2 protein-coding genes are annotated in these 1,405 nt (G+C 53.0%); both read right to left on the bottom strand.

The genetic code is table 11. From position 1 onward, the window contains the following. The coding region (locus ACXJ5O_RS26985) for an ABC transporter ATP-binding protein (protein ID WP_457302595.1) at window positions 1–996 on the bottom strand (996 nt) is incomplete at its 3' end. A gap of 195 nt (window positions 997–1,191) precedes the next feature. Then, a partial coding sequence (locus ACXJ5O_RS26980) for a heparin lyase I family protein (protein ID WP_457302594.1) occupies window positions 1,192–1,405 on the bottom strand: 214 nt, incomplete at its 5' end.

The following is a 1,405-nucleotide window of genomic DNA, read 5'->3' as shown; positions in this document are numbered from 1 at the left end:
GACCAAGGTCTTATCCTGCTTGCCAAACAGGCCCGATTTGCGGATGCCATAGGCTTTCACCAGGTCGCGAACGGAAAGAAGAATTTCCGGCGCGTTTTCGATCTGCTTCTTCTTTGCCCACAATGTGTTCGAATTGACTGGGACCTCGCGTAGCGCCTTCAAGCGTTCACCAGGCTTCATGTCAAAATGGGGTACGGCAGCCATGAGGCCTTTCAGATAGGGATGCTGCGGCTTACGAAAGATTGCGTCGACCGGTCCGGCCTCCATGATCTCACCGTGATATATGACCACCACCTCGTCGGCCATATTGGCGACGACGCCGAGATCATGGGTGATGAGCAGCACTGCCATGTTCAGCTTGTGTTGGAGATCGCGCAGCAGTTCGAGGATCTGTGCCTGGATAGTCACATCCAGCGCCGTCGTCGGCTCATCGGCGATGAGGAGGGCAGGGCGGCAGATGAGCGCCATAGCAATCATGGCCCGCTGGCGCATACCACCAGAAAGCTCGAACGGATACATGTCATATGTGCGACTTGGCTTGGCAAAGCCGACGAGACCAAGCATTTCTTCGGTTTTAGCCCGACGTTCGTCCTTTGTCGCGTCGGTGTGGATCGCTAGAACTTCGCTGATCTGATTGCCAACGGTGTGGAGCGGAGACAGCGATGTCATCGGCTCCTGAAAGATTTTCGCCATGCGGCTGCCGCGTAACGCCCGAATTTCAGGCCCATCCCGTGACAATTGCAGAATATCCGTGCTTCTGCCGTCGATTGGATCAGTGAACAGTATTTTCCCGGTGACCTTTGCCGTATTGGGCAGGATTCCCATAACTGACTGACTGATAACAGACTTTCCCGAACCAGATTCACCGACGAGAGCAGTTACTTTTCCGGGGAGAACGCGCAGGTTGGCGCCCTTGACGACTTGCAAACGTCCGCCAAGCATCGAAAACGAAATGCCCAGATTTTCGATACGCAACAGATCAGATTCCGACTTCATGCCAGCCAATTGTTCCCTCGGAGCCTTGTTCGTTGCTCACTTAAAATTGAACCTATCGCACGGCCTTGGGGGAGTCTAGCTGGCTCTATGTGCCGATAGCATCGCATACCTGTGGAGGAGGCTATGCGATGATCAGCTTTGCACGGAATTCAAAGCGATATGGCGTCTTGAAGATTCGAGATCCAATAAAAACAATCAAGGTGCGGGACAAATCCCTGGACCAAGCACGTCTTCACAGCGAGGCGAACGGCGGAAATTATCGTAGTATAGGGTCCACTCAGTCTTGTCGGCAGCTCTATAAGGACCAAATTTGAAATACTGATTTTTACCAAGGCCGTTGTCGCCGTGACCGATATGCCCTTTGACTGTCACGATCCATTTCTTGTTGGCGAAAATCTCGATATGGCCG

This window comes from Phyllobacterium sp. P5_D12 (genome assembly GCF_054049495.1).
This window is presented reverse-complemented; position numbering and strand designations above follow the sequence as displayed.